Raw genomic sequence first — 6,711 nt, 5'->3', positions numbered from 1 at the left:
CGGTCCCCTCAACCATGTGCCCTCCGGTTGTTCTGCCCCCGCGGGCGGGCCGTCAGGGCCCGTCCCCAGATCCCCCTTGCCGGACCTAACCTAAGCACATCTCTCTAAGTCCGCAAGCACCTTCTTTCACTCGGCGTGGTCAGAAGTAACCCTCCTTCTTGCGGTCCTCCATCGCCGCCTCGGTGACGCGGTCGTCTGCTCTCGTCGCGCCGGGAGGACCTTCGCGCTGTGAGTCTCCTCGCGGTCGCGCGGTGTCGCAGGTCGTGCAAGCTCAGATCACCGGCTGCCACTGTGATCTAGCCTGTGGTGCCGACCGTTCGGCGGAGCGGCGTGATGAGCCGGGGGGCCAGGTGCGTGGACGAACTGGGGTGAGGAAAGCTGTTGTCGGAGCTGCGGCCGTCGCGGTGGTCGGTCTCCTCCTCCTACCCGGCAGCGGCGTGCCAGTCATCCCGGGAAGGCCGCCGACGACATCGAACCCGGACCCGGTTGGCTTCCCGTCCAGCGGACCCACGATTGACGCGTTCTCAGTTCGCTTGTCTGACCTCGATCTTGAAGGCGGCGACCTGAATGCCCCCACGGGCCCCGAGGATTCCACCCCCGCTCCTGACTTCCGAGCGCCGGTCGACGTCTCCGTACTCGACTCTCTGGCGTACCTCGACACCGGGGTCGACAGTCTCGATCACATCGCTGAACTCGACCCTGACCGCAGTGAGGCTCGCTCCGAGCTCGACGGGGCAACCCGCGGCACAAGGGGCGCACTGGAACCCGTCCTCCTAGCCCTGATCGTGCTCAAAGCCTTCCACGACCAAGACCGAGATCGACGCCTACGGGCCTCAGCCGCGGTGAGCCGCGATCCTCAGCACCCGGCCATGCCCACTCCTCGTCTACGCGCAGGTGCCTGAAGACACCCCCAGGACACCCACGCGGACAGGTCCAGCCACACGGCACCCCACGACTCGGGACAGACGACCTCCACCCAGAACGGCCGCTAAGCACTCCAGACCCTTCGCGACCGCAGGCACCCCCCACCATCGAAGACAACGGACCTCCGGCCGGAAGCACGCCCACAGCATCACTCCGCCGGTCCCGTGCTCGTCCTCTCGGCGACCGACACCGTCGTCCTGTGCATCCTCGACCCGGCGTTGTGGGGCATGCACGCACGACCTCGATCTCCAGGACGCGAGCGAAGGGCAGCTGACCGCACTCTGGCGAGGCTGCCAGGGCTGGTCCCACCGACGCCCGCTGCTCGGCCGGTAGGGCGTCGAAGGCGTCGGGAATCGCCCACCCGGCGACGGCGATCGCCGCTGCTTGGTTCCCGAAGCTGAGCAACGCCTTCGCCGCTTCGTCACTCGGCGTTGCCGAGGTAGGGACCGGTCAGCTCGCCCGCATCGTCGAGCGTGACTTCGCCGCCATTAAGAACATAACGCGAGGGAGGGGGCTTGCCGCAAACGACCCAAACGTGCTGATCATGACCGTTCGCTGAGCCGATCATGGCCAGAACCTGAAGGAGTCATGGAATGCGTATTTTGCTTTCGGCAGCTGGGTCGGGCGGGAGCGGCGATGACTGAGCATGCGGTGGTGATCGCAGGAGGCGGCCCGACCGGGCTGATGCTGGCGGGCGAGCTGGCGTTGGCGGGGGTCGACGTCGTCGTCGTCGAACGACGTGCCAGCCAGGATGTCGACGGCTCGCGTGCCGGGGGTCTTCACTCCCGCACCATCGAGGTGCTCGATCAGCGTGGCGTCGCGGAACGATTCGTCTCGGCGGGGCAGGTACATCCCTTCGTGGGCTACGCCGGGATGTTCCTGGACATCAGCGACTTCCCCACCCGCCACAACCACCTACTTGCGCTGTGGCAGCGCGACTTCGAGCGCATCCTGGCTGGCTGGGTGGTCGGTGAGCTCGGGGTGCCGATCCTTCGTCGCTGCGAGGTGGTGGGCTTCGCGCAGGACGACACCGGCGTCGATGTCGAGCTGTCCGGCGACACGTCGCTTCGAACCGAGTACCTCGTCGGGTGCGACGGAGGACGCAGCCTGATCCGCAAGGCGGCCGGCATCGACTTCCCCGGATGGGACCCGACGACCAGCCACCTGATCGCCGAGGTCGAGATGGCCGAGGAGCCGCCGGTCGGCATGCTCCCCGAGGGTGGTGGCATCGGTCCCGTCAACCCGGGGGACGATGGCGGGCCGTACCGGGTCGTCCTGGTCGAGAAGCAGGTCGAACACACCGGCGAGCCCAACCTGCAGTACCTCAGCGAGGCGCTCGTCGCCGCCTACGGGACGGACTACGGGGTCCACAGCCCGACCTGGATCTCCCGGTTCACCGACACGACCCGGCAGGCGGCGTCCTACCGCGAGGGACGCGTGCTGCTCGCCGGTGACGCCGCACACGTGCATGGCCCGCAAGGTGGACAGGGCCTCAACACGGGCGTGCAGGATGCCGTGAACCTGGGATGGAAGCTGGCCCAGGTCGTCAACGAGACATCACCCGAGAGCCTCCTCGACACCTACCACGCCGAACGACACCCCGTCGGTGCCCGGGTGTTGCAGAACACCATGGCGCAGGTCGCGCTCAGCCGCATCGACGAGCGCAGCAGGGCCCTCCGCGACACCATGACCGAACTGCTGAGCACGGACGAGCCGCGCCGGCGCATCGCCGCGATGATCTCCGGTCTCGACATCCACTACGACCTCGGAGAGGGGCACCCGTTGCTCGGGCGGCGCATGCCCGACCTCGACCTGTCCACCGCGGACGGTCCCACGCGCGTCTTCACCCTGCTGCACGACGTCCGGCCCGTGCTCCTCAACCTCGGTGAACCCGGCGGTTTCGACATCTCTCCCTGGGCGGATCGAATCCGGTTGGTCGACGCCAAGCACGCTGGCGTGTGGGAGCTACCGGTCCTTGGCGAGATCGCTGCTCCCCCGGCCGTGGTGATCCGACCCGACGGACATGTCGCCTGGGCAGGAGACCTCACGGACCCAGAGCTGCCTCGAGCACTTGCGACCTGGTTCGGAGCGGCCACTCCGGCTTAGAACCCGACAGTGGCAGTCATTGGATGCCGGCGTCGAGGCGCTGACGTCGCTGCGTGCCCCAGGCTCCCAGCGGGCGGAGGGCTTCGTTCAGCGTGCGGCCGTGCTCGGTCAGGGAGTACTCCACCTTCGGGGGCACCTGGCGGTACACCTCGCGGTGGATCAGACCGTCCTCCTCCATCTCGCGCAGGTGCTGGATGAGCATCTTCTCGCTGACGCCCACCAGACCCCGCTTGAGCTCGCCGAAGCGGCGGATGCCGTAGTTGTCGAGCTCCCACAGGATCAGCGACTTCCACTTCCCCGACACCACGTCCATCGCGGCGTCGATGCCGCAGATGTAGGGACCGCATCTCGCCGTCGTTGCCATCGAGCCCTCCGTGTCGTGCCTGCGTTCGCCCCAATACTTACCAAATGGTGGGTATCGAACTAAAAGGTAGGTACTTGGCAGCTCGCCGGTATAGGCGAATGATGGCTCCGCATGAGCCACAACCCCTCCCCCACCACGGTGGTCGGCCTCGGCGCGATGGGCGGCGCCCTCGCTGCCGCGCTGATCGATGCCGGGCACCCCACCACTGTTTGGAACCGATCGCCCACCAAGTCCCAACCGCTCGCCGCTCGCGGCGCCACCACCGCCGCCTCGGTCGAGGCAGCCGTGTCGGCCAGCCCGCTGACCGTCGTTTGCCTGTTCGACCACGCATCGGTCCACGAAGTACTCGATCCGATCGCCTCAAGCCTGCGCAGGCACGCGCTGGTCAACCTCACGACCACCACGCCCAACGAGGCTCGGGAGCTGGCCGACTGGGCCGCCCGACACGCCATCGACTACCTCGACGGCGCCGTCATGGCCGTGCCGGAGATGATCGGCAGCCCCGGCTCAGCCATCTTCTACAGCGGCTCGGCCACGGTGTTCGAAGAGCACCGCGCACCGCTCGATCGGTGGGGACAGAGCAGCTACTTCGGGCCCGACGCCGGCATGGCGTCGCTCTACGACATGGCGATGCTCGCCGGCATGTACGTGACATTCGCCGGCTTCATGCACGGCGCCGCGATGGTCGGCGCCGAGGGTGTATCCGCCACGGACTTCGCCACCCGGGCCACACCGTTCCTCGCCGCGATGACAGGCGCGTTCGCCGGCCTCGCAGCCACCATCGACGCCACCGGCTACGCCGCTGAAGGCCAGCAGAGCCTGGAGTTCTCCGACCTCACCAAGATCGTCACGGCGAGCGTCGAACAGAGCGTCAGCGCCGAGGTGCTGCAGCCAGTGCACGAGATGATCCAGCGCCAGATCGCCGCCGGCCACGGCAAGCAGGGCTTCGCCCGCATCTTCGAGGAGCTGACGGCCACACGATGAGCAACACGACCGACCTCGCACCGGTCACCGTGATCGGCCTCGGCCCAATGGGCCAGGCGATGGCCACAGCCTTGATGAAGGCAGGGGTGCCGGTGACGGTGTGGAACCGCACACCAAGCCGAGCCGCCGAACTGGTCGCCTCGGGAGCCACCCTGGTGCCGACGCCGGCCGACGCCATCGCCGCCAGCGAGCTCACGATCCTCAGCCTCACCGACTACCGGGCGATGTACGACATCCTCGATGGGGCCGTGAGCGCGCTCGCCGGCACGACCATCGTCAACCTGAGCTCGGACACGCCGGACGTCACCCGCGACGCAGCCGCCTGGGCGGCACAGCACGATGCCCGCTTCCTCGCCGGCGGCGTCATGGTGCCGGCCCCGATGGTCGGCACCGATGCGGCCTACGTGTACTTCAGCGGTCCCGAAGCCGTGCTCCGCGCGCACGAAACGGTGCTCCGGCTGCTCGGCACGCCGCGCTACGTCGGCGAGGACCCAGGCCTCGCGCAACTCTGGTATCAGGCGCAGCTCGCCGTGTTCCTCACCGCCCCTGTCAGGGCTGCTGCAGGCCGCAGCGATGGTGAACGCAGCCGGGGTGCCGGTCGGCGACTTCCTGCCCGACGCGCTCGACACGCTGACCGGCATCCCCGCGATGCTCCAAGGCGGTCACGACCTGGCCAGGCAACTGGAAAGCGGGGTACATCCAGGCGACCTGAGCACCGTGCTGATGATGGGCGCCACAGCCGACCACATCGTGAGCACCAACGAAGCCAGCGGCGTCGACACCGAGCTACCTCGTGCGATCAAGTCGCACTACGACCGAGCGATCGCCGCCGGCCACGGCACCGACAACTGGACCGCCCTCCACGAGGTGATCAGACCCCAACGCTGTAGAGCCGCTCGGCGATCTCGGTGTTGGTGAGCCCCTCGCCGGCGAGGTCGACGATGGTCTGCTCGGACGTCCCGATCGGGATCGGCGCCGACGAACTGCCCGACGAGCTCCCGCGCCTGCTCGTAGACGGCCGTGCTCAGCCGCGACTTGTAACCGGTGCCCCGATGCACGCTCGCAGAGAAGGGAAGGAACCGTTCGACCGTCTCCACGACCGAGCAGAACGGCGGCGTACTCGCAGCGTTGTCGAGGTTCACATACGCGACCCGGCGACCGTCGAGGACAGGAACCGGTACGTCCACTCCCACCAGCGCACCACGCAACCCCAACGCCTCGTCCGCCCGAATCGCCACGACCTCGACGGTACGACGAGCCGCCCGACACCACATCGGTAGGACTACACAACCCGATCTCCGCGGCAGCCCCTGAGGGACTACAGGGGGCGCTTGGCGAGGTAGATGGTGCTGGAGGACTGGCCGCCGCTATGGGGGTTGGGGAAGGTGACGACGCGGGCTTCGCAGGATGTGAAGACCTGCTCGACGGTGGCGATGTAGTCGGCGTCGGGCGGGTGGTCGGACCAGAGCCCGAACACACCGTCGGGGTGGAGGCGAGCGGCGAGAGGTCGGAGTCCCTCGGGGGTGTAGAAGGGGGCGTGGCTGGGGTGGAGGTGGCCTCGCGGGGTGTGGTCGATGTCGACGAGCACGGCGTGGTAGCGGTCGGGAGAGTCGGGCCCGAAGCCCGTGTTCTCGGCGACCATCGCGAAGAAGTCGCCGGTGACGAGGTGGCAGCGAGCGTCGGTGACGAGCTCCTCGGCGCAGGGGACGAGCTTGCGCTCGTGCCAGTCGACGACGGCGCTGAGGGCTTCGACGACGTGGAGCGAGCGCACTCGGGGGTCGTCGAGCACCGCCCGGGCCGTGTAGCCGAGTCCGAGCCCGCCGACGACGACGTCGAGGCCGGTGTCAGGGAGCTGGGCGAGCCCGAGCTCGGCGAGCTGGATCTCGGAGGCGGTGAAGAGGCTCGACATGAGGTACTCGTCGCCGAGCCTCACCTCGTAGACGTCGACCAGCAGCGATGGTTCGAGGCGACGGCGCAGGCTGATCTCGCCCATCTCGGTCTGTTGCGAGTCGATGTGTTCGAAGCGCGTGCTCATGGGGACCTCGGCGTGAACTCCGCGTCGAGGTGCTTGATGCCGTTGATGAAGTTGGAGCGCAGGCGCTGGGGTTCGCCCACGACGTGGATGTCGGGCAGGCGATGCAGCAGCTCGCGGAACATCACGCTGATCTCACGCCGGGCGAGGTGGGCGCCGAGGCAGAAGTGCGGGCCCGGGCCGCCGAAGCCCACGTGGTCGTTGGGCGTGCGACCGATGTCGAAGGTGAACGGGTCGTCGAACACCGCCTCGTCGCGGTTCGCCGACCAGTACCACAGCACCACCCGGTCGCCCTCCGAGA

7 protein-coding genes are annotated in these 6,711 nt (G+C 68.1%); 3 read left to right on the top strand and 4 right to left on the bottom strand.

The genetic code is table 11. The annotated features are described in order from the left end of the window. Nucleotides 1-1,345 precede the first annotated feature (1,345 nt). Nucleotides 1,346-1,492 carry a hypothetical protein gene (locus VK611_26695; GenBank protein HMG44951.1) on the bottom strand — a complete coding sequence of 49 codons (147 nt, stop codon included), beginning with the start codon at nt 1,490-1,492 and terminating at the stop codon, nt 1,346-1,348. A gap of 68 nt (nt 1,493-1,560) precedes the next feature. On the opposite strand from VK611_26695, the gene VK611_26690 reads away from it, so the two are divergent. Continuing rightward, entirely contained in the window at nt 1,561-3,030 is a 1,470-nt protein-coding gene (locus VK611_26690; protein HMG44950.1) for an FAD-dependent monooxygenase, read from the top strand. A 16-nt stretch (nt 3,031-3,046) separates the two neighbouring features. On the opposite strand, the gene VK611_26685 is transcribed toward VK611_26690, so the two are convergent. Then, the gene (locus VK611_26685) at nt 3,047-3,394 is read right to left on the bottom strand and encodes a helix-turn-helix domain-containing protein (GenBank protein HMG44949.1); all 348 of its coding nucleotides are present in this window, start codon (nt 3,392-3,394) and stop codon (nt 3,047-3,049) included. Between the two features lie 111 nt (nt 3,395-3,505). Between VK611_26685 and VK611_26680 the strand changes: the two genes are divergently transcribed. Beyond that, complete coding sequence (locus VK611_26680; protein ID HMG44948.1) at nt 3,506-4,378, top strand: NAD(P)-binding domain-containing protein; 873 nt, start codon at nt 3,506-3,508, stop codon at nt 4,376-4,378. Beyond that, on the top strand, nt 4,375-5,268 hold the full coding sequence (locus tag VK611_26675) for an NAD(P)-binding domain-containing protein (GenBank protein ID HMG44947.1): 894 nt from the start codon (nt 4,375-4,377) through the stop codon (nt 5,266-5,268). The genes VK611_26680 and VK611_26675 overlap by 4 nt, the downstream gene beginning before the upstream one ends. 428 nt (nt 5,269-5,696) lie before the next feature. Here the strand turns inward: VK611_26675 and VK611_26670 are convergent, their stop codons facing one another. Together VK611_26670 and VK611_26665 are read right to left on the bottom strand one after the other, a co-directional pair. Further along, nucleotides 5,697-6,413: a spermidine synthase gene (locus VK611_26670; GenBank protein HMG44946.1), complete on the bottom strand. Its 717-nt coding sequence runs from the start codon at nt 6,411-6,413 to the stop codon at nt 5,697-5,699. Further along, nucleotides 6,410-6,711: cytochrome P450 (locus VK611_26665; GenBank protein ID HMG44945.1), on the bottom strand; the 302-nt coding region annotated here is incomplete at its 5' end. The genes VK611_26665 and VK611_26670, both read right to left, overlap by 4 nt.

It is taken from the genome of Acidimicrobiales bacterium, assembly GCA_035316325.1.
Lineage (GTDB): Bacteria > Actinomycetota > Acidimicrobiia > Acidimicrobiales > VFJN01 > DASXTK01.
Note: the sequence above shows the minus strand (reverse complement) of the source record. Positions and strands in the feature narration are given on the sequence as shown.

What these genes read in the sequence shown, in the direction of transcription:
- VK611_26675 (HMG44947.1), top strand. Translation starts at nt 4,375, where the DNA reads ATGAGCAACACGACCGACCTCGCACCGGTCACCGTGATCGGCCTCGGC.
- VK611_26695 (HMG44951.1), bottom strand. Translation starts at nt 1,492, where the DNA reads ATGATCGGCTCAGCGAACGGTCATGATCAGCACGTTTGGGTCGTTTGC.
- VK611_26680 (HMG44948.1), top strand. Translation starts at nt 3,506, where the DNA reads ATGAGCCACAACCCCTCCCCCACCACGGTGGTCGGCCTCGGCGCGATG.
- VK611_26690 (HMG44950.1), top strand. Translation starts at nt 1,561, where the DNA reads ATGACTGAGCATGCGGTGGTGATCGCAGGAGGCGGCCCGACCGGGCTG.
- VK611_26685 (HMG44949.1), bottom strand. Translation starts at nt 3,394, where the DNA reads ATGGCAACGACGGCGAGATGCGGTCCCTACATCTGCGGCATCGACGCC.
- VK611_26670 (HMG44946.1), bottom strand. Translation starts at nt 6,413, where the DNA reads ATGAGCACGCGCTTCGAACACATCGACTCGCAACAGACCGAGATGGGC.